This is a genomic window from Paraburkholderia sp. SIMBA_053 (assembly GCF_046534895.1).
GTDB lineage: Bacteria > Pseudomonadota > Gammaproteobacteria > Burkholderiales > Burkholderiaceae > Paraburkholderia > Paraburkholderia caledonica.
Window position 1 is genome coordinate 189260 of record NZ_JAWRXU010000012.1, and the last position, 25377, is coordinate 214636.

Sequence of the window (25377 nt, forward strand, 5' to 3'; positions counted from 1 at the left end):
CAACCGGCATTCAGCGTTTCGTTCCTGCATCTGTTACCAGGACTCGGTCAGGACTCGATCAGAATTCGATCACGCGCGGCGAAAGCAACACCAACCGTTCCATATGGCTGTTCTGTTTCTGCCGATAGCGAAACAGTCCGCCCAGAAACGGTATCTTCGACAGGACCGGCACGCCCGATTCGCCATTGGTCTGGTTATCGATCCGATATCCGGCAATCAGCAGACTTTGCCCTTCCGTCACAACGGCTTCCGTGTTGATTTCGCTCGTGGCGATCTGAGGAATCTGGTCGGTGGTTTGTCCGGGCACGATCTGTCCGTCCTCGACATGCACCTGCAACTTGATTTGCGTCTTGCCTTCGTCGTCGGTGACCATTGGCAGCACCCGCAGCGTATTGCCGACCGACACGCTGAACAGATCGCTCGACGTGAACCCCGCTACCTTCACGAAGAAGCGCGTTTTGTTGTCCATGACCGCCTCGACGTTATCCAGCGTCGCGACCTTCGGGCTTGCGTCGACGCGCGCGAGATCGTCCTGTTCGAGCGCATTGACGCGCGCGAGCAGATAACGCCCCGCATCGCCCACCACCGCTGTCAGCGACAAGCCCGCCGGCGTCACGTTGGCAATCGTGTTGCCGTTCGCGTCGGTTCCCGTGAACGTCGGATTCAACTGGCCGTTAAAGCTGTTCGCACTCGTCACGCCGTTGCCCGTCTGAAAGTCGACGTGGCTGTTGTGAGCGCGCCAGTCCACGCCGATCTGCTTGAGCGCGTTGTCGTTGATCTGAATGATGTTCGCCTCGATCTCGATCATGCGGCGCTTCACGTCGAGCCGGTCGATGAGCGGCTTGTACTGATCGACACGTTGCGGCAGATCCCGCACCAGCACCGAGTTCGTGCGCGGGTCCGCAATGATGACCGGCAACGAGCCCGCGCCGTCGGGTAGCGCGGCCGTGGACGGCGCGCCTCGTCCGCTCGCGTCGTTGCCGTTGTGCGCGCCTTGCGCAGGCGCGCCGACGGGCCCCGCCGCGCTCGGCAACGGCGCGCCGAACAGACCCGGCAACGGCGGATTGACGCCCGCGTTGTCGGGATACGGCGAGCCGCCGGAGGTCCCGCCCCGCACGTCCGCCATCGCGTCGACGGGTCGCACCGAAGGCGTCACATCCGGCGTCGCGCCACGTGAGTTGCCCTTCTTGTCGCTATCGTTTTGCGGGTGATACAGGCTCGACAGCACGCTCGCCACGCCAGGCACGATCACGGTCTTGCCGTCGATCACCACTTTATGGTCGTCGGCCCAACCGTTTTTCAGCGGATACACGCGGACCTCGCTGCCGGTGCGCCGATTCGCGTTCTGATCGATGCGCGCCGCCACGTCGCTCACGAGTGACAAGAGCCGGCTCGGCCCGGTCACCAGGGCAACGCCCTGAACCGGGTCGTACACGATCGGAAAGCGGTCGGTTTCGAGGCCGATCTGCTTGAGCGTCTGACGCAGATTTTCCGTCCCGGCGAAGTCGAGGTTGATGACTCGCGTGGAGACGTCGTTGGCCGCGCTGATCGACAACACGCTGCCGTCGTAGAACCACACAAAACCGAAGGTCGCGGCCATCGTGTCGATGAACTTGCGCGGCGGCAGGTTGAAGCGGCCCGACACCGTACCCTGGATATTTGGCGCAATGGAAATGATGATGCCCTGGCTCGCCGCGAAATCGCTGAGTACATCCTTCACGTCCTTGCTTTCCACCGAGATCTGCACGAGCCCCGGCCGCCATTTGATCGGCGCAGCGTGAGCGGTAGTGAGACAGAGAAGCAAAGCCGCGCCGATTGCACAGCGACCTAGTTTTGATTTCATGATGTTGTGGAAAGTCGGTGATTGAGATGACGTGCAGGCGTGATGCACAATTTCAGCGATTGAGCGTGTCAGAAGGTGCTTCGTTGAATTGACGCCGATATCCGTTGACGAGGGTCGAGCGGTTACTCACACCCCACTTGCTGGCGGCTTCCAGAATGCCGCGCTCGCTGCCGCTCGCGGCTTGCAGTTCCGCGCGAATGCGCTGCATGCGCAACTGCCGGATGATTTCGCTCGGCGTCGAGCCGAGGCTGTTCTTGAAGGTGCTTTGCAACGCCCGATCGGTGACACCGATCTCCAGCGCGATTTCGCGTATCGACAGATCCTTGCGTTCGAGATTCGCGACGAGAAAGCGATACGCACGCCGGTATTTCGCCGGCAGGCGAGCGGCAATGTCGTCCAGTTGTTCCGGCGGACGCGCGGTGCGCTGCGTGTATTGCGCAAGCGCGCCGGCCTCGTCGCGCACGCAACGCAGCGCGTTCACCGCATAACGCGCGTAGAGCGTGAGCGACTCGCCGTTGCGGCCCTGCAAATGCCGCAGCTTGGCCAGACCGTACAGATATTCCAGTTGACGATGCCCTTGCCAGCCGCGGCTCTCCGCACTGAGCAGATTGATGATCGACTCCGCGAGTTGCGGCACACCGCCTGCGAGACTCGCAAGCATCATCTCGAGACGCGCTGCGCGCTGATACGACGTCAATCCTTGCGCCGCGGCCCAGTTCAGATGCTCGTTGAGCGTGCGCTCCGCGTCGCGGCCGCCCTCGGCCAACGCATGCAATTGCTCGAGAAACTCAATGCGTCCACGCAGCAGCGGCGCTTTAACGCCCGCTGCGGCACGCCGCATCAGCGCGGCGGGCACCGACACCACCGAGCATTGCGCGTCGCCCGCGAACCCCGGTTGCCAGTAGCCGTGGTCGGCAAGCTCGGCGTGCGAGCGCAGTTCGCTTTGCGTCGTCAGATCGAAGCGCACGGTGTCGATCAGATCGTGCCAGCCGGCCACGTTGTGAAACTGCGCGGCGTCGCTAGTAAGAAGGTTTTCGAGTTCGTCGAGCGCGAGACCCGCTTCGCGCAAACGGCCCAGATCGAACAACACGCAGAAGGTGCCGAACAAACCTTCGAGACGCAGCGCAGCGTCGCCGCCCGTATCTTCGACCACGCGTGTGAAGCACGCCATCGCCGTACCGAGCCGATGACGGAACAACGCCTGCCAGCCCGCATTACGGCACGACGCTGCTCGCATCTGCGAGCGCGATGCACGCATTTTCTTCTGTGCCTGGCGAAACGATTCGTCGGCGTCGAGTTCCATGCCGAAGGTCATGTTCAGGTCGCCCTGCAATTGCAGCCATGCGGGCAGAATGTCTTCGTCGCACGCTTCGACGTGGCGCGAGATCTGTGTCGACGCCGCCAGAATCCGGCCCCCGGCGATCATGTCGTAAAGACCCGCCGGCGCCGCCGACGACGCGAGAACGGATACGAGAGGAAAGTAAAAGGTTGAAAACATGGCTTGCTCCGTAACAGGTCTTCAAGCGGACGTCGCGGCATGGAAATGCTTAGGCATCTTGATTGTCTGCGCGCCGGACTTCGGCGGCATCGTCAACGCCTTGCGACAACGGAGGTCAATTTAACAAAGCTGGATTCGCCAATTCTCAATAATCAGAGGAAAACGGTGATTATTAAAAATAGTTGAGAATTGGCGTGTCGCCGCGAGCGCGGCTTTACCGCAGCGGCCGTGAAGGTACGGTGGCGGGCGCATCCGCAGATGCTTTCGTCTCGCTGCGAGCGAGCGCTTCGAGGCTGGTTTTCAACAGACGCAGGTCGAGCTGATCTCGCACTTGCGTCACGAAGATACCGGTGAACACGGCCATCATCAGCACGGCCACTGCGCCTTTGATCGGCTGGCTGAGCGCGCTGAGTTCGAGTTTCTGCGCCGATTTCGACGCGAGGTTCACGCCCATGTCGATCAGCAGCAGCACGAGCAGCATCGGCGCCGCAAGTTTGGCGACCGTTTGCATCAGCGTGTCGGTCTGGTGCATCACGAATGCATCGAGCACATTGACGGACGCCGGAATGGACGCCGAAATCGGCCACCACTTATACGACGCATACAACGCTTCCAGCAGAAACTGCATGCCGCCGAGCGACCAGAACGCGACCGTCGCGACCTGACCGAGCAGCGTGGCTGAAGGCGTGGATTGCTGCGATAGCATCGGGTTCTGCAACTGCGCGCTGTTAAAGCCGGTGAGATTGTCGAGATAGCTGCCCGCGCCTTCCGCGACCCAGAACACCGTCGACGCCGCAAAGCCCATCACGATGCCGATAAAGGTTTCGCGCAGACCGATTGTCAGCAGAGTCAGGCCAGTGAGCGACGCGCCAAACGAGTCCGGCTGACCCGCCGCGACGAACATGCTGAAACTGAGCGCGACGCCGTTGCGCACGACGCCTTGCAGCACGCCGTCGGAGGTAGGTGGAAACAGCGTCATCAGCGCGAACAGACGCAGCGAACACACGCCCCACACCGCCAGATACTGCGAGAATTGCAAACCGTGTTCGAGCAGATACGCGTTCATTTGCGGCCCAGTCGCGCAAGCGCCATTTCTTCGGTCTCTTCGTCCTCGGCGTCGGCGGCAATGCCATCCAGCACCGCTTCGAGCTTTTTCACGCGCTGCTCGCACATGTCGATGCGACCGCGATTCTGCGCGATGTCGCGCCGTGCGGCAGCGATCTCTTCGTCTTTCGCGGCGATTGCGGCGCGCGCTTCGTTCAGTTCCGACTGCGCGTGCGCGAGCCGTTCCTCGACCGTCTCCGTATAACGGCGGATCGACGTGAAGTTGTCGATCGAGAACGGCTCGGCGCCGGTCATCATCGCCGCGATGCGCTGACGATACATGCGCACCACGGCGTCGAGCTCCGCGTGCCGTTGCGCGGCCGCGTCGGCTTGCGCGCAACACGCGGCGCGCTCGTTCTGGCGCTGGGCGAGCGCGCTACGCAAGGCTTCGTCCAACCGTTTTCGCCGCGCGCCCGACCGCTTGAGTGCCGTGATCTGCCGCTGCGCGCTCATACCGCCTGCCCTTGCGCGAGTTCGTGCAACGCTACTTCCGTTGCGGCGGGATCGGCGTAGGAGTCCGTCGCTTGCGAGAGAAACGCTTTCAGTGCGTCGATCTTTTCGATCGCTTCGTCCGCAAGCGCATTCGTGCCGGGCTGGTATTCGCCGATCTGCAACAGCATCTCGACCTCGCGGTGTTTCGCCAGCAGCTTGCGCAATCGCGACGACGACGCCATGAATTCGCGCGACACGACCTGCGGCATCACACGCGACAAACTGCCGAGCACGTCGATGGCGGGATAGCGATTCTGCGCGGCGATCTCGCGCGACAGAATCAGATGGCCGTCGAGTACGCCGCGCACTTCCTCGGCAATCGGGTCGCTGCCGGAATCGTCCTCGGCGAGCACCGTGTAGAGCGCCGTGATCGAGCCGGTCTCGCCCATACCCGCGCGCTCAAGCAAGCGCGGCAGCTCGGCGAAAATCGACGGCGGAAAGCCGCGTCGCGCGGGCGGCTCGCCGGCCGCGAGCCCGATTTCCCGGCCGGCTCGCGCGAAACGCGTGAGCGAGTCCATCATGAGCAGCACACGCTTGCCTTCGTCGCGAAAGTGTTCGGCGATCGCGGTCGCCACATAAGCCGCCTTCGATCGTTCGATCGACGAACGGTCCGACGTCGCGCACACCACGACCGAGCGCGCCATGCCTTCGGGGCCGAGAATCAACTCGACGAATTCGCGCACCTCGCGGCCACGTTCGCCGATCAGCGCGATCACGTTGATGTCGCATTGCGCGCCGCGCGCGAGCATGCCGAGCAAAGTGCTTTTGCCGACGCCGGCCGGCGCGAAAATGCCCATGCGCTGACCTTCGGCGAGCGTCGTCATGGCGTCGATCACCCGCACGCCGGTTGCCATCGACGCCTCGATCATGCGGCGATTCATCGGGCTCGGCGGGTCCGCGAAAATCGGCCGGTAACGGTCGATGTCGATCGGCCCGAGTCCGTCGATCGGCTCGCCGAGCGCGTCGATCACGCGGCCGAGCAGTTTGTCGCCCACCTTGATCGACAGCGGCCGGCCGAGGCCGACCACCTGTGTCGAGCGCGACACATCGGACAGGCGCGAGAACGGCGAGACGAGCGCGTAGTCGCGCGTGAAGCCGATCACTTCACCGTGCTGCATCAGCCGCCCGCCGGGCGCGCGCAGTTCGCACAGTTCACCAAGCTTCAGGTCGATGCCTGCGACCTTGATCAGCGTGCCGATCACTTCCACGACCTTGCCGACCTGGCGGATCGACACGCTCGCGAGAATTTCCCGTTCGATCGCGTCGCTCAGTTGCCGCAAACCCGCGCCGCCCAGCAGGCCGTCGTGCGTGGCCGCGGCTTTGTCGCGCGCATGTGTTTCGAGTTCGATCATGCGCCTAGCCCTCTTCAACCGGTAACGCTTGTGCGGGCGCCGCAACGGATTCATCCACCGACGCCCGCAACGCACGTTCGACCGCCGCTCGCAGTGTGTCCAGTTGCGTCGACAAACCGGCATCGACAATGCCGACATCGGACTCGCATGTGCAGCTGCCGGGCGCGAGCCGCTTGTCGCCGAGTACGCTCAACGCGACGGGACGGCCCAGCTCGCGCCAACGGCGCTCCAGATCGCCGAACGCCGCGCGCGCGGCGTCGAGATCGCCAGGATGCACGCTCACGCGCAGATAGGTCGAGCCTTCGACAATCCGGTCCACTGCACCCAGCGCCTGCGCGAACAACGCCTGCGCACCCTGCCCGCCGACGATCTGCTCGACCGCCAGCATCACGATTTCGGCCATGCGCTTGCTGAGTTGACGCTGTAGACGGTGAGCGTCGTTGCTGACATTCGCGACCTGCTGGAGCCAGTCGGCGAGCCCTTGCGCCATGCCGTCGCGATAACCCGCCTCGGCCGCGTCGGCGCGTTCCCGCGCCGCTTCTGCCACGAGCGCGGCGGCTTCTGCGCGTGCGGCCTGTAATAGCTGCTCGCGCTCAACGTGCGCGGCGGCAAGAATCGCCTGACGCTCGGCTTCGGCGCGCCCATAGACATCCTCGACGCTCGCCAGCATGCCGAACGTCTCACGCGCGACGATGTCCTCGTTCACGCCATAACGTGTCTCGCCGAGCGCGTCGGTTGCATCCGCGATACGTGGATGACTCAGCCAGATAACCATGGATACTCCGGCAAAAACTCCGCAAGCCGCGCGAGCAGAACACCCGTTCCGCTTTCGTCGAGCGCGGCGGGCACGGCATCGAGCCACGCCGCGTGCTGCGCGTCGTACGGCAATGCGAAGCGCAGCAGCGCGCAGGGCACGTCGCCGGCTTGCGGCTCGCGCGCGAGCAATGCGTAGCCCTCCAGCGCGAGTTGCGTATGTTCGAGCGACTCCAGCGACGGCACCGCCGCCGCGCCCAGCACGCGCGTCAGATCGGGCGCTGCAAGCGTGTCCGCAGCGGTCGAGCCGGTAATGCGATCGAGCGGACATCCGGCCCATTGCGCGAGCCGCACACGCGTGTTTCTATCGATCAGACGACGCACCTGCGCGCGCCGCAGCAGCAGCGCGCGGATGCACAGCGCGGCAAGACCTTGCTGGATCGGCAGTGCATCGAGCCGCGCCGCCGGCACGCCGATCAGCCGTTCGAGCGAGGGCGGCGCAAACGGCAACGCGCGCATCAGCGCAAGCGATACGTCTTCGCACGGACCGTGTTGCAGACGTTCACGCAACGCAAGCGCGTCAGCTTCGCCAAGACCCAATGCGCGCGTCAGCCAGGAACCGTGGACCCAGCGAATCGCCATGCGCAAGTTCTGCTCATAGCTCGCAAGCATGCCCGCCAAGTGATCGGCATTCGGTCCGAGACGAACGTGGCCGCGATGGAAGCCGTGCAATAAGCCGGCGCGGGGCGCGAGATGGGAGGCGACGCGGGAAGCGACGTGGGGGGCGACATACGAAGCCGGCATGTTCATGCGGAGCGCCGGTCCTTGCGGCCGAGTCGCTGCGACAAAGCACCGGTCAAATTCGACAGCGGCCCGAAGCGCCGCTGCAACGCGTCGCGGAACGCGAAGCCGAGCGCGAGGCCCACCAGCACGACTACGAGCAGCCCCGCGGCAACCCACGGCCAGACTGAACCATGCGTGTCACTGCGGCGGCTCAGATCGACCTGATCGGCTGCCACGCCGGTCACGCTGACCTGTTCGTACGACAAGCCTTCCACACTATGCACGACCAGATTCTTGATCTGCGGCACGAGCGAGTTGAGCGCAAGACCCGGCCGGTACTTGATGAACACCGACGCCGACGACGGCTTCACTTGCTGCGCGAGCGGATCGTTGTTCGGAATCACGATCTGCACGCGCGCCACCAGTACGCCGTCGATGCGGGACAACGTGCCTGACAGTTCCTGCGACAAGCCGTAAATGAACCGCACGCGTTCTTCGGTCGGCGTGGAAACCAGACCGTCCTTCTTGAACAGGTTGCCCAGATCGTCGAACTTGCTGTGCGGCAGGCCGTTGTCGCGCAGTACTTCCATTGCGCGAACCATGTCGTCGTCGCTCACTTGCAGTGAGTAGGTCTTGCCGCCATCCGCGGTGGTCTTCTCCGCGCTCACGCCGCGCTCCAGAAGCGCGACCGTCATTTCGTTCACGTCCTGCTCGCTCAGATTGCCGTACAGCTCCTTCTTGCAGCCCGCGAGCAACGCACATGCAACGCACAATACGACCATCGCCGCGCGGCGCCAGCGCGCGTAGTGCCATGGTCCGAATGCTTCAGCCGTGAACATGGTCATTGGTTCTTCATCAAGGTTTCCGCCGACGACTTGGACGACGTCACCACGGCCATCTTCGCCTGAAAGTCGAACTGCACCATCGACAGATTCAGCGCGACTTCCGAGGCCTTAGCAATTGCCTCCGTGGGCGCCATCGAACTCGATTGCTGGCCGAACTGCGCGACTTCCTTGAGCGCGGCTTCCATCTGGCCGTCCTCGTGCGAGATCGCTTCGACGAGCTTGTCGTTTGCGGCATGCGCGCCGCCTTGATCCGGCGCGACGCGCTCCTGCTGCATCAACGCCTGAAACTTCGCGGCCGAGTCGGCGCCGGGCGTCTCGGCGCCATTGCCGGTCTTGAACGCTTCCGAAATCGCCTTGGCAACCGAGTCGTTGCTGATGGACAGGCTCATGTGAATACTCCCGGCGTGACTGTGAACGAAGTGAAACGACGCGCGCGCCTAAGATCAGGCGCGCAGAAAACCCATCTGCTGGAATTGCGCGGCGTTCTCACGTGCAGGCTGCGCGGCCGACCTGGCGTGTTCGGCGGCGGCTTTGGCTTCCTGCTCCTCGGCCAGCTCGCGATACGACTGCGGCAACACAAACTCACCGCCGCGATAGCTTGCGCGCGCGGCCAGCAGGTCTGCGCGCACTTCCAGCGCGCGAATCAGCGAACGCGTTTCGGGCGTCGTGTCGCCGGCGAGCGCTTCATCGGCCCATTGACGCCAGTTGGGATCGCCCTTCGACGCGAGGCAGTAAGCGAACATCGCCTTCGCGTACGAAAAGGACGGCGCCGCGTGAATCACGTCGCGCAGCACCTGAACCGCGTCGTCCCAACGGCCATGCACGATGTACAGCACGCCTTGCAACGACTCGATCTCGCTCACTTTCGGACGCAGCGCGCGCAACGCATCCAGCACGAGTTCGATGTCGGTCGTATCGCCGCGCACCGTCGGGAAATGGCTGAAGAGCCCGACCGACACCGTTTCGATGAGCGCGGAAATCACGTCCTGACTGCACTTCAGATAGTCGGCCTGGCTGACCGACTGAGAGAGCTGGGCCGACTTGGGCTGGTTTGCGAGCATGGCGTTTGACTCCGTGTGTTCGGTGATGCTTCCAGTGAGCGAAAGGTAGCAGCGCAAAACGCGCCGGCTCACGCCGCGAGCGAAGCGATCAGCAGCATTGCGAAACGGCGCGCAATACCGGCACAACGCGGGGCGCTACATCGGGCACGACACGGCACGCTCACATGGCGGTCGCTTCGCGCGCCGATGTCCTGCTTCGTGTCGCGCCAATAGCGCGAGACATGTGCTGCATAGAATCGAGCCGCGCTATGGCTGCATGAACACGCCGTACGTTCGGGCTCGCCCGCCTCCCCTTCACTGGACCTCTGCGATGAGCGACGACAAAACCGAAGAGCCAACCGAAAAGAAGCTACGCAAGGCGCGAGAGGAAGGCGACGTCGCGAAAAGCGCCGACGTCGCGGACGGCGTGATTCTCGCGGCCGGCGTACTGATGCTCGCGGCAGCAGGCGATTCGATGGTCGACGCGATGCGCGCAGGCGTGCAAGACGCGCTCCGCTTCGTGAGCGGGCCGCGCGACATGGATACGCTTTACGTGACGTTGCACGTGATCGGCTCACACGTGGTCGGCGCGATTTTGCCGGGCATCGGCGCGGCGGTGCTCGCCGCGATCGTCGCCGTAGGCGCGCAGGTGGGCGTCGTGATTTCGATGAAGGCCGTGTCGTTCAAGTTCGACGCCATCAGTCCCGCCGCCGGCGTGAAAAAGATCTTCTCGCTGAAATCGCTGCTCGAATTGCTGAAGATGATCGTCAAGGGCGCGGTACTCATGATCGTCATGTGGAAAACGATCGAAGGTTTGCTGCCGCTCGTGATCGGCTCGCTGTTTCAGTCGGTGCCGCAACTGTCGCGGCTCGCGAGCGGGTTGATGCTCAAGATTCTCGGCACCGCCGCCGCGCTGTTCGTGATGTTCGGCGGCGTCGACTTCAAGCTGCAAAAGTTTCTCTACATTCGCGGCAAAAAGATGAGTAAGGACGAGATCAAGCGCGAATTCAAGCAGGACGAAGGCGATCCTGTGATCAAGGGCGAACGCAAGCGGCTCGCGCGCGAACTCGCCACCTCCGCGCCGCCGCGCAAGGTGTCGGCCGCCAGCATCATGGTGGTGAATCCAACGCACTACGCCGTCGCAGTGCGCTACGCACCCGACGAATTTCCGCTGCCGGTCGTGATCGCGAAGGGTATGGACGAAGCCGCGGCGCAATTGCGCCGCGAGGCGCAGATATACAACGTGCCGATTGTCGGCAATCCGCCGGTTGCGCGTGCGCTTTACAAGGTGGAGATCGACGAGCCGATTCCCGACGAACTGTTCGAAGCCGTCGCGGCGATCCTGCGCTGGGTCGACTCGATCGGTCTCGCGAAGCAAAGCCAAAGTATGCAGACACCCGCCGCGTAAGCACTGTTCGCGGCTCTTGCTGGACTCACCACATTCACCATGCTCAAGACGCTAAAACTTCCTGTGGGCGGCGAGATCGGGATGCTGTTCCTGATCATCGCGATCCTCTCGCTGATGATCCTGCCGCTGCCGACCTTCATGATCGACATTCTGGTCGGACTCAATATCGCGGCGAGCGTAACGCTGCTCATGATCACGCTCTACGTGCCGAGCGTCGTGTCGTTGTCCGCGTTCCCGTCGCTGCTTCTTTTCACCACGTTGTACCGCCTTTCGTTGAGCATTGCATCGACCAAATCCATTCTGCTGCACGCCGAGGCGGGCGAAATCATCGACAGCTTCGGCAAGCTCGTGGTGGGCGGCAACCTGGTGGTGGGCATGGTCGTGTTCATCATCATCACGCTGGTGCAGTTCATCGTGATCGCCAAGGGCTCGGAACGCGTCGCCGAAGTGGGCGCGCGGTTCACTCTCGACGCGATGCCCGGCAAGCAGATGAGCATCGACGCCGATTTGCGCGCCAATCTGCTGACCTCCGACGAAGCGCGCCACAAGCGCGCGACGCTCGCGCTCGAAAGCGCGCTGCACGGCGGCATGGACGGCGCGATGAAGTTCGTCAAGGGCGACGCCGTGGCAGGACTCATTATCACGGTCATCAACATCGTGGCGGGACTCGCGGTGGGCGTCGCGTATCACGGCATGACGGCGGCGGAAGCGGCGAACCGCTTCTCGATTCTGTCGGTCGGCGACGCGATGGTCGCGCAGGTGCCGGCGCTGCTGCTCTCCGTCGCGGCCGGCGTGATGATCACGCGTGTCGCCGACGATCGCGATGAAACGCAACGCTCGCTCGGCGCGGATATTGGCCGGCAGTTGATCACGAGCCCGCCCGCCCTGTTTTTCGCGGCGGTGCTGCTGCTCGCATTTGCCGCGGTGCCGGGCTTTCCATGGCTGCTGTTCATCCTGCTGTCTGGCGTGCTCGCGTTCGCCGCATACCGGTTGCAAAAGAGCAAGCCGTCGCGCCAGTTGCACGACGGCGAAGCCGTGCGTTCCATGCAACGTGTCGGCGCGAAAATCGAAACGCCCGCCATCGCGACGCATCCGCCCGCGTTCACCTGCGCGCTCGGCGTGCGGATCGCGCCGGATCTCGTCGCGCGTCTGAGTCTCGCGGGACTCAACACGTCGTTCGAAGCGGAGCGCGAGGTATTGCAGGAAGAGTTGGGATTGCCGTTTCCCGGCATCACGATGTGGACGTCCGACCGCCTCACAGCGTCCACGTGCGAGTTCCTGATGCACGATGTGCCTTATCTGACCGTAGAAATTCCGCCTGGAAAAGTGGTGTTGCCGACGCTGCCGCTCGCGCTCGCGCGCGAGGCGAGCGGCATTGGCGAAGACCGGCCTGGCGACGCCGAGTTGCGCGCGCTCGCACCCAATTGCGAGCAACGCGCGCCGCTCGACGGCAGCAGTCAGCCGAGTTACTGGCACGACGAAAAAGGCTTGCCCGCAAAGACCGAAGCGTGGCGCGCGGAACAGGTGATCGCGCATGTTTCGGTGCGGCTCTTGCGGCGGCACGCGTCGCTGTTTCTCGGCGTGCAGGAAGTGCAGTGGATTCAGGAGCAACTCGGCATTGACTATCCGGGTTTGCTCGCGGAAGTGCAAAAGGTGCTGCCGCCGCAGCGTATCGCCGACGTGCTGCGCCGTCTGCTCGAAGAACAGATTCCGATCCGCAACGTTCGCAACATCATGGAAAGCCTGATCGCGTGGGGACCGAAAGAGAAGGACATGCTGATGCTGACCGAGTATGTGCGCGGCGACCTCGCACGCTTTCTCGCTCATCGCGCGACCCAGGGTGCGAAGGTGCTGCCCGCCGTGCTGCTCGACGGGCCGGTCGAGCAGCATATCCGCCAGGCGATCAAGCAGACGCCGACCGGCAACTACCTCGCGCTGCCGCCCGACGAAGTGACCTTCCTGCTCGACAGCATCGAAGCGTACGCAGGAACGATTGCGCGCGACGACATCGCGCTCGTCACGTCGATGGATATTCGCCGCTATGTGAGGCGCATGCTCGAAGGCAAGCTCGACTGGCTCAACGTGTATTCGTACCAGGAGCTTGGCGGGCTCGTGGAATTGCAGCCGATCGGCCGCGTGACGGCATGACGCGGTGACGGCATGAGGGCAGCCTGAATGTCGACATTTTCACGCTCCATGCGACGCCCCGCGCGCGTCATCGCACCCGATTCGACGGAAACGAGCGGCGTGTCCGGTTCGGGTTTCGCGCCGGGGTCCGCTACTTCGAGCGAACGCACGCGGCGCGCGCGCGGCTTCGACTATGCGGCGCTGGTTCGACGCGAGAGCGATCCCGAACACGGCGCGCTTGCCGACAGCAACGCGAATCCCTTCGCGCTCGAAGACGAAGAAAGCGACGCCGATCAGCACCGCGCACCGGACCGGACGACCGTCGGGGGCCGCGTCGGCGCGGGCAGCGCGCCCGTGATCGAAGCGGTCTATATGCAGCAGCAAGGCTTTATCGAACTGGCGGCTTCGATCGCGCGCGAGGTCGCGCGGCTATCGGCGAATCGCTTCGTCGCCGAATCGGGCAATTGGGACCTGACGATGCGGCTCGATCCAAACCTGCTCGCCGACACCGTGCTCAATCTCACGCTTTCGCCCGCCGGCCTGTCGCTTCGCTTCGACGTGCAGGACGCCCAGGCAAAGCAATTACTCTTACTGCATAGCGGCATGCTCGAACGGCAACTGAAGGCGCTGCTCGACAGCTGGAGCGAACCGCGTTCGCTGACGCTGACCATCTGGTAAGTCCCGCCCTCCCTACTCATGGCTTCACGCTGACCTCCGCAATGCTCGAAACCCGGCCTCGCTCTCTCGCCGGCCTACTGCCGGCCATCCCGCCCGCCGACGCCTGCGCCGCGCGCCTGCTTTGCGACGCGCGCAACGTCGACGCATTGCGCCGGCTCGGCCGGCTCGATGCCGTGCATGTCTCGCACGGGGATGCGCGCGACGCCGCGAGCGCCGAACCGTTAGAGGATGCCGGCCGGATCGTCCTTGCACATCTGTCGGGGCAACTCGCGCTTCATGTCGATCTCGCGCGTTACCCGTCGCTGCAGATACTCGCCACGCCCGCCGAGGCGGACCACAGCGGCACGCAGCAGAGCCTGCGCAATGCGATTGCCAACGCGGTGCTTGCGCCGCTCGTCGACAGCTTCAATGCGAGCGGCGCAGGCACGTGGCGCGTGGCATCCGTGCAGCGCGCGACGAAGGAATCGGCCACGTTCGAGTCCGACAACACGGCGCGTCTGCGCATCGCACTGATGCGCGAGGGCGTCGCATACGAAACGCTGTTCGATATCGCACTGCCCACGCTCCGGCTGATCGAAACGCGGCTCGCGTCGTTCGGCAATCAGCAGCGGCGCTGCGATCCTGACGCCTTCGCGACGCTCGGCGTACCGGGGCGCATTGCGCTCGGCGCGCGGCGTGTGTCGATCCGCGCGCTTCAAAAACTACGTCCCGGCGATGTGCTGTTACGCGCGTTCAGCCGCGCCACCGTGCTCGGCTTGCGCGGCCACGGCCCCTTGCAGCTGCGCGCCGCGTGGGGCACGCCGGGCCTACGCTGCATGCTGGCCACGGTCGCGCTCGACGGCGCCCTTCTCACCCTCAACGACGACCCCATCATGAGTGACGAAACCCTGCAGGTCGAAGGCGACGAGTTGCCGCGAATCGACTATGGCGACCCTCCGCTGGACGATGTTCCGCACGAAGCGGCTATCGCGACAGGCACCGAGGCGCCGACGAAGTCCGAAACGGAAGAGGAAGCCGAAGCGGAGGCCGAAGCCGAAGCGGAAGCCGCACCGTTCACCCCAACTTCGCCTCTCGACATCGGCGAACTCGATCTGCCGGTGCAGTTCGAAATCGACACGCTGGCGTTGCCGCTGTCGCAAGTCGCAGCGCTGCGGCGTGGTTACGTGATCGAGCTCGACACGCCTGTGACGGACGCCCGCATCAAACTCGTCGCGCATGGTCAGACGATCGGCCACGGCGAACTGGTGAGCGTGGGCGAACACCTTGGAATCCGCATCACGGGGATGGCCTATGCCAGCGACACAGACCGGTGATATCACCGGATTGCTGATCGTCGTTCTGGCGATCAGCATCATTCCGTTCGTGGCGATGGTCGTCACCTCGTATATGAAGATCGTTGTCGTGCTCGGGCTCCTGCGCAATGCGCTCGGCGTCCAGCAGGTGCCGCCGAACATGGTGCTGAACGGCATCGCGATCATCGTCTCGGTGTACATCATGGCGCCGATCGCGTTCACCGCCGCTGGCGCGATGCAAGGCAGCGGCGCAGCGAACACGAGCGGCAGCACGGTCACGCAGACGGTGACGCAGGGCATCGCCGCCGCGCGCGAACCGTTTCGCAACTTCTTGAAGGCTCATGCGCAACCGCGCGAGCGGCAGTTCTTCCTGCGCTCGGCGAGCGCGATCTGGCCAAAGGAACAGGCGAAGGCGCTCAAAGACACCGACATCATCGTGCTCGCGCCCGCCTTCACGCTGACCGAACTCACGGATGCCTTCAAGATCGGCTTCCTGCTGTACATCGCGTTCATCGTGGTGGACCTGATCATCGCCAACGTGCTGATGGCAATGGGCCTGAGCCAGGTGCAACCGACCAGTGTCGCGATTCCGTTCAAGCTGCTGCTGTTCGTCGCGATGGACGGCTGGTCGACGCTGATTCACGGCCTCATTCTCGGCTATCGCTAGGAGTTCTCATGAACATCGACGCGCTGATCGGCCTCGCGACGCAGGGGCTTCTGCTGTGTCTTTACGTGTCGCTGCCGATCGTGGTGATCGCGGCCGGCGTGGGCCTCGTCGTTTCATTCCTGCAGGCCGTCACTTCGCTGCAGGATCAGACGCTGTCGTTCGGCGTCAAGCTGGTGGCAGTCGTCGTCGCGCTCGTCGTGGCCGCGCCCATTTCGGCCGCCGCCGTGCTGCGCTTCGCCAACCAGGTGTTGCAGGCCGCGACCTCGCAATGACGACGGTCTCCGCCCAGACGCGCGCGGCGCAAGCCGGCGCGTCCACCGAAACGTCAGCGGCGAACCGCGCGAACCACGACGCCTCGCATACACAGGCCGTGCGCTTTTCTGCCGTCTACAAGAACAACGTGACGTTTGCGCACGCGCATCACTCGCATCATCTTGCGCAAGCGAACAGCGCGAAGGCGCGTCAACTTGCGGCCGCGCTGCGCAAGCGTCAGGCGGCTGCGCGAGCCGCAGGTAAACACTTCGCGCCGTCGCAACGCGCTGCGTCGACTGTGCACGGTGCGCTCAAAGGCGCTCACGCGACCGGCGCAAAAACGGCGCGGAGCAAGGTGCAAGCCGATCGCGTCACGCGCGACGGCGGCCGGCAAGGCGGCGGCGGTGGCGGCGGCCAGCCGCAGCAGGAAGGCGGTCAACAGAACGGCAAGCAACGCGACAATCCTCACGATCACGATCAGGATAGCCGCGACGATCATGACAGCGCGCCCGGCGGCGTCTTTGCAGCCACTGCCGTTGAAGGCGTCAGCGCGACCACACCGCCGCGCTCCAGTGCCGCGCGCGGCGGCGAAATACGCGGTGCCATCGGCGAAGCGCTGCTCAAGTTGCGCGACGATATCGCGGCGGGAAGCGTGCCGTCAGCCGATCGCGCATTGCAATCGCTGATGCAGCGCATCCACATGTTGCGCGCCGCCGAAGGCGCGCTTGCGCCCAGCACGTCGGCGGCGAGGCGCGAACTGCTCACCACAGTTTCAGAGCGTCTCGCGCAAACGGCACTGGACGCAACGCGTACGGCCGGCTCAAGGCAACAGCCCGATGCGCGAGGCGCGCCAAGCGCCCACGGTTCGACCGCAGGTCTTGCTCAGCGCGTGAATCTGCTGGCGAACCTCGTCCTGCTCGTGCTTGAACGCCCGAACACGCCGGATCAGGCCGAGCGCGGGCGTCATCTGAACGCGGCCCTGCTCGGCGCGATCGAAGCGCGGCTGCGCGCCGCGTCGCGTGCCTGAGTGGCGTTTCGTGCGGCCGTGGACGGCTTCGCAAACGCGGGCACGTTGCACGCGGATATCGCTAATCTGGATTGCGTGGCGTGTCGATCCGATGCGCCGAACGATCTTCGCATAAGTCTGAAACCATGAAACTGCTGCGCATCCTGACAGGTAACCATGCCGGCGCGGAAGCCCGCCTCAGCACGGGCGCTCACCGGGTCCACTCCGACGACGATGCCGACATTCGCATCACCGACTGGAGCGGCGCGGCAGTCGTGCTGAACGTCGACGAAACCGGTGTAGTGACGGTTACGCGTACCGAGCCCGCGCCCGTCAACGCAGTAGCAATGGACTCGACGGACTCCGCCGCCGCTCACACCGACGAAGGCGCGCTCCCGGATGCGCTCGACCCCGGCGTCGTGCTGATGACCGACTTCGTGCCGATGCAGTTCGACCAGACGGTTCTATGCATCGGTCCCGACGACGCCGTGTGGCCGAGCGATCTCGCCCTCCTCTCGACGCTGCTGGTCAAGCCCGAAAGCGCCGACGATCCCGCACACGAGACCGCCGCCGGAAGCGGTCAATGGATCATCAAGCGCAAGCTGGTGACAGCCGTGGGCGCCGCGTGTGTGATGCTGGCGATTGCGTCGGGCATGGTGTCGATGGCGTTGAGCACGCGTGCCAAGGCATCGTTGCCGCCGCCCGACGTCGCCGCTGCCGAACAGGCCAATCGCGATCTCGCGGGCGCGCGTCTGACCGATCTGCATGCGACGCTCGACGGCCACGGCGGCGTGCTGGTGACAGGGCTTGTCTCCAGTGCCGGCGACGACCTGGTCGCGCAGCGTCTGCTCGAACACATCCCGGGCGCGCGCGTGACCCGCCAATACGGCAACGCCGAGGACACGGCGCGCGGCATCAAGGAAGCGATCGGCATGGCGAACGTCGACGTGCATTACGCGGGCAAAGGCGTGTTCGCAATCACGGGTACGGGTGTCGACATCGACGGCGTGCAGCAGGCCGTGCAGCGCGTACGCGCGGATCTCGACGCGAACGTGAAGGAACTGCGCATCGACGCGACGGGCAGCGACGCGACGCCCACCGCCGAGGCCGACGGTCAGTACACGACCGTGGTGTCGTCCGATCGCGTGCGCTATGCGCAGACACCGGATGGCGTGAAGCACATCTTCATCCTCGCCGACGACCCCGCCGATGCGCCCATGTCCGCGAGCGACGCCGCAGCGAACGGCGACAGCGATGGCGAACGAAGTCACGGACTGAGCGGCGCGGCACCCGAAGCCGCCACGCAAGCGGGCACACAAGCCACCGCACAAGCCGCCATGCAACCCCCTCAATTGGCAGCCGTCCCGGCAGCCGGACCTTCTGTCACGGAGAAATCTCATGTATCAGGCAATTGAACGTCATGCGGCGAAGTTCAACGATCTGCAAGGCCTCGTGCGCGCGCCCGATGCCGATGCGCAAGTCGCCGTGTTGCGCCGCGCGCTCGAAGAAAGCGCGGAGGAACTGAATAGCCGCACCGACGGCTCGCCGGAAGACCGCAATGCACGCGCAAAGATCTACCGCGGGTTGCTCGCGGCGAGCCGGATCATCGCTCAACTGCGCGAAGACGCGCTCAATGGCTGAGTTTCGACGCAACTGCGTCGAAACGTTTGTCCCCGCGCTACGCGGGATTCCGATGCCGCGGCCACTCCGGTCCGGCCGTTCATTTCAAGGAGTGTCAATCATGGGTTCAATCACGAGTGCAGCGAGTTCCCTCGGAGCAGGAGCAGGCACTGCGGCGCAGGCCACCGCGGCCGGCAAGGCTGAAGACCTGTCGTCGTCCGCCGGCACTGATTCCGCGGTCAACCAGATCAACGCCAACGCACAGGATCAACTGAAGATCGCGCAGGCTCAGTCGAACGCGAGCGTGCTGCAAGCCGTGGGCGAAGCGCTGAAGTCGGGCGCATCGAGCCTGACGAAGGCCGCGCAGGCAAGCTGACGCCTGGCTGCGGACGCGCTTCACGTGCGTTGCAGCAGGCTCTTTCTGGCGCGTTCGCCCCGGCGACACGCGCCTTTTCAATTCCGGCGTCGAGCACGCCGGGTTTCAACATCAACCAGAGTCGGACACGCCGTGGACATCGATTACTACACGCCGCTGATCGAAGATCTATGCACGACGGTCGGCCTGCCCGACGCCGGCCATGTGCTCGACACGCGCTCGATCGAAGTAGAAGGTTTCGACGTCCGGCTCGATCATTTCGATAACGACACCGGTCTTTATATTGTGTTCGAGTTCGGAACAGTCGCGCCGGAACGGGTGCTCGGTGTTTATCGGCTGATGCTGGAAGCCAACCTGCTCGTCTATGCGCAGGACCAGGCGCAACTGGGCGTGGACAGCGACACCGGCAGCTCCGTGCTGGTCGTGCGCGCGGAACTGTCCCAACTGAACGGCGAAACGCTCGCCGACCTGCTTGCCCACTATGCGGAACACGGCCGCTACTGGCAGCAGAACATACTTCAAGCCACCGACGAGCAGTATCAGGCCGTCGCGTCAGGCGCCTTCATGTGGATTCGCGCGTAATGCGCATATCTTCTTCGCGTGCGGAAGCCGCCGTCCCACCGGCGTTTCGGCGATCGAAAAACTAAATGGAATAGGACTCGACTATCGCGTGTTGTGTGATCAGGAGCGTGAGACGAAAGCCGCGCCGCCAGAACGAAAAACATGTCTGGCGCGCGCCTCGGTCAGACATTCTCATCTTGGAACGATCATGCAAATCGCCTTGCTAACGCGCAACGACTCGACCTTTCGGCGGATCAAGAATGCTTTCGAAGCGGACGGCATGCCCGACTGTGTTCGCTATACCGATGAACTCGGCCTGATTCGCTCACTCGAGCGCAGTCCGCCGGATCTCGTCATCATCGAATCGGAGACGGAGTTCTCCACCAGCAATCTCGTGCTCGCGTGGCGGGCGTGTCATTTCAGACAGGACCTGCCGGTCATGATGATCGGCCAATGGTGGGACTCGGTAAGCATGACGAACGCACTGCATGCGGGCGTCGACGAAATCGTCGTGGGCGAGTTTCGCCTCGAGGAAATAGTGGCGCGCGGCCGTCACGCGGTGGAGCGCCGGCGCGGCGAGCGCACGGCGCAGAGCATTATCACGCTCGGCTCTTCGACGCTGTACCGGGCGACACGCGAGTTCGTCACACTCGACAAACGCGTGCGGCTCACGGCGCGTGAATTCAGCATAGCGTGGCTGTTCTTTTCGCATCCCGGTGCGCTCATCACGCGCAAGGAACTGGCGCACGCGGTGTGGGGAAAGGAGCTCGATATTGCTGGGCGTTCGCTCGAACAGCATATCTACAAACTGCGCGCCAAACTGGAACTGGACGAACACAGCGGCCTCACACTGCGCACCGTGTATTCGCTCGGCTACATGCTCGAACAGATCGAAGCGCCGCATCGCCGGGATCTCTGCACGACGCGTGCGCCCCGCGCGCGAATGGCCGAAGCGGTGTCGTGACACTTGCCGGCCATTGCGTGTAACGCAGTAGGGAATACGGCCTTTTGGCGACCCGCAGCGCGGGTCGCCATCTCGACGTTCAGCGTCAGTTGGCCAGATCGATACGGCCATACACGCCTGCAACTTTCTTGTTCGGACCTGCGGCATAGAACAGTGTCGTTTTGGGCTGATTCAATACGCCGTTGCCGAACGAGAGCCCCCACAAGCCGGTCTGCTGGAACGCCGTGCCGTCTTGCAGCGTGAGCTTGCCGAGCGGCTTGAGCGAGACCGGATCGAACGCGTTGATGTTACCGTCGCCGAAATTGCCAATCAGAATGTCGTTGCTCAGCGTGCCGAAACCGGCGGGCGCCTGTGCGACTGCCCACGGCGCGTTGAGCACGCCACCCGCTGGAATCTGTTGCAGCAGATTGCCGTTCAGATCGAACACGTCGACCACGCCGAGGCCCGCGCCCGTCACCTGAACCTTGCGGCTCGCGTCCTGCTGCGCATATGTCACGAAGATTTTCGAACCAACCGCCTGAATGCCGAACGGAGCAAAACCCGCCGGTACAGATGGGTCCTTGAACGTGCCAGGCAGCGCGATTTTGTTGAACGCCGCATCGAACACGTCGACCTTTGCGTTATGAAAGTCGGTTGCGTACAGCAGATTGCGGCCGCCGTTGCTGGCGAGCGTCAGGCCTTTGTAGATGGCGCCACCGGCCGCGTCGTCGAACGCGGTGACGGCTGCGGTCGGCAACACTTTCGGCGACCACGCGGCGATCGTGCCCGCTTCCGTCGCAAACATGAACACGGCGTTGCTCTTCGCAGAGCCGTCCGGCGTCGCGATCATGAAGTCCGTAGCCGTGCCGTTGAAGACGATGCCGGTCGGCCCCGCCACGCCGTTGGTGCCCGGCGGAATCGTCACGATCAGCGATTGCGGCACGCCGTTGCCGTCGAACAGCACGGACTTTTGCGAGCCGTTGCCCGAGACCCACGCGGCGCCGGCCGGATTGAACGCGATGCCCCAGCCGTTCTTCAGATCTGGCGCGGTGTTGGGCGCGGCGACGCTGCCGTCGGACACCAGCACCATGGACTTGAATACGCTTGCGTTGGCCGTCTTGCCGTTGTCGACATGATCGCCGCCGCCACACGCGGTGAGCGTCAATGCGGTAAGTAGAGCGGCTGCTGTCTCGAGTAACGCGGGTTTATATTTCATTCGAATCTACCGTCTGCAAAGTTGAAGGGATGGGTTGCGACGAGGGCGGCCGGCCAGGAATCGTCGTATTGCAGAATAGAGTTCGAGTGAGCCGCGTTTGGCGGCGATGCCGAAGGTCTGCGCGGTCTGGCGAAGGAGTGCATTGCATCCGGGCAGTCCGCGCGCAGCTAGTTCGCTGGCGCGCTTATGACTTCGCGCGATCGAGGGGCGCTCATACGTTAGCGGCTACCGTTGTCTGCATGAATGCGACCGGAGAGCCTCCAGATGATGCGTGTCAATGGAATGCCCGCAGCGCCTGATTCAGCGACGCCAGCCGCGCAGGACGACAAGTCCGCGAGCGGCCCGACGCCGAATGCTCCGGCGCGTGCGCCGGTTCCGGCGCAACTTGCTCCATACAAGCCAAAGCGCGAACCCGTTCCGCCCGGTGCCTACCGCGATCAACTTCTGAAGGGGCCAATGGGCGCGATCGGCAAGCTCGCCTCGCCGCCCAAACCGCAGCCCGCAGTCGACGACATCCACAATTTTGTGCCGCCGAAGGGCAGCGCCGGCAAGGGCGTGTTCAACGCGATCAGGCAAGCTTTGGGCAGCGGACGGAAAGGCTTCACGCCGCTCAACCTTGCTTCCAAAAAACCGCTCACCGGCGTGCTCGGCGCGAATTCGCGCGCGGCCGGCGGCAGCTTCGTGTACGACGCCCACACCGCACACGAGATTCCCGGCATGATCGCGAGCGGCGCATCGGCCGTGGTCGCACATCAAACCACCAAACGCTATGAGCAGAAGCTCGCGGCGATGCTGCGCGAAGATGTGCTTGCCTTCGACGCGTTGCCCCAACCCGCGCCGAAGGGCATTCCGATGAAGGGTATTTCATCGTCCCAGCACGGCGGGGTCGCGGCGAGCCATGACGAAACGCAAGCCCAAACGCAAGCGCCGACGGAAGACTTGATGGCCACGACTGAGCCCGTCCGCACGAACGCACCCGAATCAGCCGCACACAAAACCAACAGATATCTGCCGACCACACCGGAGAACATGATCGTCACGCGCCAGGACGGCGAATGGCAATACGACAAGGCGAAACTGCTGCGTGCTGCGAACGATCCGGCTCATCCGCAGCATCAACGTGCGCGCGATGTGCTCACGACCATGTCCATCGCGGAAAATCAGGGCAAGCGGCGCAGAGGCGCGCTCTACGAGAGCGCGACATCGGCGACGGCGGCGGCGGCCGGCGCGGTGCTCGCCGCAGGCACGCATGGCGCGGCCACGCCGCTGATCGTCGCTGGGCAATCGCTCAATGCGGTGAAGGACGCGTTGGACATAAAGAAATTCGCGCTGGAAACGCGGCAAAATCTGCGCGACGAGAAAGCCGACGACGTACAGCGTCATGTCACGCAATCAGCCAGCAAGAGCGAGGCCTTCGATCACGCGCCGCTCGAAGCACAAGCCGGCGTCTACGCGAATATGTACGACAACGCCCGCCGCAAAACGGCGCAGCAGCATAATTTCGGTTACCGGCTGCCCGGCTCGCTGATCGACGATCGCAAGGCTGGCGTCTATAAAACCGCGGCAACCGATGTGGTGAGCGCGCACATCGCGGAGATCGCGCAAAAGGCAATGCGCCGTGCGCAGCCCGAGAAGCTCGGTCAGTTGCACGAGACCAGCAGCGAGCCGAACCTCACGCGTTCGGCGCGCGAAAAAGCTGCGCTGCAAAAGATCGAAAGCGATCCGCAATTGCGCGCCACGCTCACGCTGCTCACCGACGCCGGCATGCCGCGAACCGACGCGGTCAGAGCGATGATGCGCCTCGCCGCCGACGCGCTGAAACCCGCCGAAGAGAAATCGGCGAAAGCAGAAGCGCAAGACCCGAGTGCAATGTCCAATGATGAAAAGCTCGAGAAGATCGCGGGCATGATCGGCGAGCCGGGTCTTAAACCGGCTGACGCCGCGAAGGAGTCGAAGGATGCGATCAAGAGCGCGTTGCGGCTGCGCTCATAAGGCGTCGGCGCGAACGGATGTGAGGGTGTTCGGGCATCTTTGAGAACGCTGGGCGCTCTCACACGCGACATAGACGACTGCACATGAAGCTCCAGCTACGACACGCGAGCCCGCTCGCTTATTCCGCGAGTTTGCGTGGAGCTTTTCTATCGAGCGCTGTTTGATGCTCACGCTACCGCGAGAGGCAGCGTCAATCTTGCTTCGAGTCCACCGTTACGGCGGTTTTCCAGTTGCAGTTCGCCACGCATCGCGAGCGTAAGACGTCGCGCGAGCGTGAGGCCCAAGCCGGATTCCGGCGCGCGCGCTGTCGTGCGCGGCGCGCGATACCAGGGCGCGAATACGGTCTCCATTTCGGCCGGCACGATACCCGGTCCGGAATCGACCACGGCCAGCACCACCCGCCGTGCATCGACGCGCACGCACAACCGCACGGCGCTGTCATAGCGCAACGCGTTGTCGATCAGATTGACGAGCACGCAGCGCAGCGCATGCGGGCACGTTACGACCGGACACCCTACCTCGCCTTCGAGCTCGACCGAGCGGCCGGCGTCCCGGTAGTTATCGACGAGCGCGCCGATCAGTCCGTCCGCATCGAAGCATCGCAATGGTTGTCCGGCCCAGCATTGCATTCGCGCGCAAGCGAGGCTTGCCTCGACCAGTTCGCCCATCTCGGCGAGATCGCGCTCGATCGCGTCGCGCACATCGCCGTCGTCGAGCCGCTCACAGCGCAACGCCATACGTGTCAGCGGCGTGCGCAGGTCGTGCGCATAAGCTGCGAGCACATCGAGCACCTGGGCGACGCGCTCGGCGTCGTAGCGCTGCGCGCCGTTGATCGCGCGTACCAGGCGCGCGACCGTGGGCGGCCCGAACTCGGCCAACGCTTGCGGCAACGTGTCCGTGCTGCTGCGCTGCTCGATTGCGGCGGCGAGGCGCGCGATGCACGAACGCTGCTCGTACGCATATACCCACAGCGCCGCCGCGAGCAGCCCGAAACCGATCGCGACGAGGCAGACGATCGGCAGCAGGTTGCTGTCGGCGCGGCACGGCCGCGTGTAGAGCATCGCCGCGTTGGCAGCAGGTGCGCTTATCGTGACGAGTAGCGCAACGAGCAGCACGAACATCGCGATTGCGCTGATCCGCTGCGATTGCACGCCCGTGCGAATGGCGCGAACGGTGCGAACCGCGCGAGCGGCGCTCGCCGCGGGACTGGGCGGATTCGCGCGAGCAATCCTAAACGAGGAGTGTCTTGCCGCGCGAGTGCAGATTCGCAGCACGGATTCCTGCAAGGCCTCGCGCGACACGGTCGAATGGATGAAGGTCATCGTCGTTCTCCTGGCGCCGCCACGTCGGACGGCATAGGAGACATGAGAGCATGCGGCATGGCGTTCGCACCATCAAACGAGAGGTCGCCCACCCCCTACGAAGGTTTGCCCTCGCCATGCACTGGTGTCGCTGGTGTCGCTGGTGTCGCTGGTGTCGCTGGTGTCGCTGGTGTCGCTGGTGTCGCTGGTGTCGCTGGTGTCGCTGGT

25 protein-coding genes are annotated in these 25377 nt (G+C 64.1%); 13 read left to right on the forward strand and 12 right to left on the reverse strand.

What is annotated here, in order from left to right; translation table 11 throughout:
• Positions 1-58 precede the first annotated feature (58 nt).
• The 10 genes from sctC to SB753_RS27660 all read right to left on the reverse strand — a co-directional run bounded on the left by sctC (position 59) and on the right by SB753_RS27660 (position 9731).
• On the reverse strand, positions 59-1843 hold the full coding sequence (gene sctC, locus SB753_RS27615; RefSeq protein ID WP_408476043.1) for a type III secretion system outer membrane ring subunit SctC: 1785 nt from the start codon (positions 1841-1843) through the stop codon (positions 59-61).
• A 52-nt stretch (positions 1844-1895) separates the two neighbouring features.
• On the reverse strand, positions 1896-3341 hold the full coding sequence (locus SB753_RS27620; RefSeq protein ID WP_410802874.1) for a helix-turn-helix transcriptional regulator: 1446 nt from the start codon (positions 3339-3341) through the stop codon (positions 1896-1898).
• Positions 3342-3555: 214 nt separating this feature from the next.
• A complete protein-coding gene (gene sctT / locus SB753_RS27625; protein ID WP_410802876.1) occupies positions 3556-4407 on the reverse strand; it encodes a type III secretion system export apparatus subunit SctT in 852 nt (283 codons plus the stop codon).
• Entirely contained in the window at positions 4404-4898 is a 495-nt protein-coding gene (locus tag SB753_RS27630; RefSeq protein ID WP_020070011.1) for a hypothetical protein, read from the reverse strand. The genes sctT and SB753_RS27630 overlap by 4 nt, the downstream gene beginning before the upstream one ends.
• Positions 4895-6289, reverse strand: a complete 1395-nt coding sequence (sctN, locus tag SB753_RS27635) for a type III secretion system ATPase SctN (protein ID WP_410802878.1) — start codon at positions 6287-6289, stop codon at positions 4895-4897. Before sctN ends, SB753_RS27630 begins: the two co-directional genes overlap by 4 nt.
• 4 nt (positions 6290-6293) lie before the next feature.
• The gene (gene sctL, locus SB753_RS27640) at positions 6294-7064 is read right to left on the reverse strand and encodes a type III secretion system stator protein SctL (RefSeq protein ID WP_410802880.1); all 771 of its coding nucleotides are present in this window, start codon (positions 7062-7064) and stop codon (positions 6294-6296) included.
• The gene (locus SB753_RS27645) at positions 7049-7852 is read right to left on the reverse strand and encodes a type III secretion protein HrpB4 (protein WP_410802882.1); all 804 of its coding nucleotides are present in this window, start codon (positions 7850-7852) and stop codon (positions 7049-7051) included. The genes sctL and SB753_RS27645 overlap by 16 nt, the downstream gene beginning before the upstream one ends.
• Entirely contained in the window at positions 7849-8607 is a 759-nt protein-coding gene (gene sctJ, locus SB753_RS27650) for a type III secretion system inner membrane ring lipoprotein SctJ (RefSeq protein WP_310359509.1), read from the reverse strand. The genes SB753_RS27645 and sctJ overlap by 4 nt, the downstream gene beginning before the upstream one ends.
• A 59-nt stretch (positions 8608-8666) precedes the next feature.
• Positions 8667-9059, reverse strand: a complete 393-nt coding sequence (locus tag SB753_RS27655; RefSeq protein WP_020070016.1) for a hypothetical protein — start codon at positions 9057-9059, stop codon at positions 8667-8669.
• Between the two features lie 54 nt (positions 9060-9113).
• Positions 9114-9731 carry an HrpB1 family type III secretion system apparatus protein gene (locus tag SB753_RS27660; protein ID WP_408493024.1) on the reverse strand — a complete coding sequence of 206 codons (618 nt, stop codon included), beginning with the start codon at positions 9729-9731 and terminating at the stop codon, positions 9114-9116.
• Positions 9732-10041: 310 nt separating this feature from the next.
• Between SB753_RS27660 and sctU the strand changes: the two genes are divergently transcribed.
• The 12 genes from sctU to SB753_RS27720 all read left to right on the forward strand — a co-directional run bounded on the left by sctU (position 10042) and on the right by SB753_RS27720 (position 20661).
• Positions 10042-11118, forward strand: coding sequence for a type III secretion system export apparatus subunit SctU (sctU, locus tag SB753_RS27665; protein WP_410802884.1), 1077 nt, complete (start codon positions 10042-10044; stop codon positions 11116-11118).
• A gap of 39 nt (positions 11119-11157) precedes the next feature.
• Entirely contained in the window at positions 11158-13266 is a 2109-nt protein-coding gene (gene sctV / locus SB753_RS27670; protein WP_410802886.1) for a type III secretion system export apparatus subunit SctV, read from the forward strand.
• A gap of 27 nt (positions 13267-13293) precedes the next feature.
• Positions 13294-13923, forward strand: a complete 630-nt coding sequence (sctP, locus tag SB753_RS27675; protein WP_410802888.1) for a type III secretion system protein SctP — start codon at positions 13294-13296, stop codon at positions 13921-13923.
• Between the two features lie 41 nt (positions 13924-13964).
• The gene (gene sctQ, locus SB753_RS27680) at positions 13965-15236 is read left to right on the forward strand and encodes a type III secretion system cytoplasmic ring protein SctQ (protein ID WP_410802890.1); all 1272 of its coding nucleotides are present in this window, start codon (positions 13965-13967) and stop codon (positions 15234-15236) included.
• Positions 15214-15882, forward strand: coding sequence for a type III secretion system export apparatus subunit SctR (gene sctR, locus SB753_RS27685; RefSeq protein ID WP_408172001.1), 669 nt, complete (start codon positions 15214-15216; stop codon positions 15880-15882). Before sctQ ends, sctR begins: the two co-directional genes overlap by 23 nt.
• 8 nt (positions 15883-15890) lie before the next feature.
• Positions 15891-16154: a type III secretion system export apparatus subunit SctS gene (gene sctS / locus SB753_RS27690; protein ID WP_020070023.1), complete on the forward strand. Its 264-nt coding sequence runs from the start codon at positions 15891-15893 to the stop codon at positions 16152-16154.
• Positions 16151-17161, forward strand: coding sequence for a hypothetical protein (locus tag SB753_RS27695; RefSeq protein ID WP_410802892.1), 1011 nt, complete (start codon positions 16151-16153; stop codon positions 17159-17161). Before sctS ends, SB753_RS27695 begins: the two co-directional genes overlap by 4 nt.
• 125 nt (positions 17162-17286) lie before the next feature.
• Complete coding sequence (locus tag SB753_RS27700) at positions 17287-18555, forward strand: type III secretion protein (protein WP_410802894.1); 1269 nt, start codon at positions 17287-17289, stop codon at positions 18553-18555.
• Positions 18539-18781: a hypothetical protein gene (locus tag SB753_RS27705; protein ID WP_020070027.1), complete on the forward strand. Its 243-nt coding sequence runs from the start codon at positions 18539-18541 to the stop codon at positions 18779-18781. Before SB753_RS27700 ends, SB753_RS27705 begins: the two co-directional genes overlap by 17 nt.
• A 100-nt stretch (positions 18782-18881) precedes the next feature.
• Positions 18882-19136: a hypothetical protein gene (locus tag SB753_RS27710; protein ID WP_020070028.1), complete on the forward strand. Its 255-nt coding sequence runs from the start codon at positions 18882-18884 to the stop codon at positions 19134-19136.
• Positions 19137-19268: 132 nt separating this feature from the next.
• The gene (locus SB753_RS27715; protein WP_020070029.1) at positions 19269-19718 is read left to right on the forward strand and encodes a CesT family type III secretion system chaperone; all 450 of its coding nucleotides are present in this window, start codon (positions 19269-19271) and stop codon (positions 19716-19718) included.
• Between the two features lie 187 nt (positions 19719-19905).
• On the forward strand, positions 19906-20661 hold the full coding sequence (locus SB753_RS27720) for a response regulator transcription factor (RefSeq protein WP_204521154.1): 756 nt from the start codon (positions 19906-19908) through the stop codon (positions 20659-20661).
• Between the two features lie 85 nt (positions 20662-20746).
• Here the strand turns inward: SB753_RS27720 and SB753_RS27725 are convergent, their stop codons facing one another.
• Positions 20747-21856 (reverse strand): TIGR03118 family protein, encoded by a 1110-nt coding sequence (locus SB753_RS27725; RefSeq protein WP_410802896.1) that lies wholly within the window; start codon positions 21854-21856, stop codon positions 20747-20749.
• 264 nt (positions 21857-22120) lie between these two features.
• Between SB753_RS27725 and SB753_RS27730 the strand changes: the two genes are divergently transcribed.
• Positions 22121-23848 (forward strand): hypothetical protein, encoded by a 1728-nt coding sequence (locus SB753_RS27730; protein WP_410802898.1) that lies wholly within the window; start codon positions 22121-22123, stop codon positions 23846-23848.
• Between the two features lie 167 nt (positions 23849-24015).
• Here the strand turns inward: SB753_RS27730 and SB753_RS27735 are convergent, their stop codons facing one another.
• Positions 24016-25170 (reverse strand): sensor histidine kinase, encoded by a 1155-nt coding sequence (locus SB753_RS27735; RefSeq protein ID WP_410802900.1) that lies wholly within the window; start codon positions 25168-25170, stop codon positions 24016-24018.
• Between the last annotated feature and the right edge of the window lie 207 nt (positions 25171-25377).